Here is a 423-nt window from a genome sequence, read left to right on the forward strand (position 1 = left end):
GTCGACCGCGAACTGCGCGCCGCCGATGCGCACCGCGCCGCCCGCACCCTTGTTGTCGACCGTGACGGTGCCGGCCGCGCCGCTGAAGATCGCGAACCCGTCCTGCTTCCAGGTGCCGTTGGCGACGCCCGCCACGTCGGTCCAGGTGTCGCCGGGGCTGCCTGCGCGCCAGGTGCCCGAGCCGCCAGCGATCTTGCCGTCGTTGAAGTTGGCGCTGTCGTTGCCGTCCCAGAGGTTGAGCGCCACGCCTTCGGAGTTCACCAGGTTGACCTGCTGCGCAACCGAGGTCTGCACCTGCAGGTTGCTCGCGTCGGTGGGCGCCGTGCCGATGTCCAGGCCGTTGTCGGTCAGCGTGCCGGTGTAGTTGATGAGCCGGTACAGGCCCGCGCCGAACTGGCCGCCGGCCGTCTGCGCCACGTTCAA

General features: G+C 70.4%; 1 pseudogene. It reads right to left on the reverse strand.

Annotation, left to right across the window (positions count from 1 at the left end):
* Nucleotides 1–423 (reverse strand): annotated as a pseudogene (locus AC3A6R_RS27150) (autotransporter family protein); the annotation flags it as partial.

The sequence above is a fragment of the Variovorax sp. Soil_C_19 genome (genome assembly GCF_057657255.1).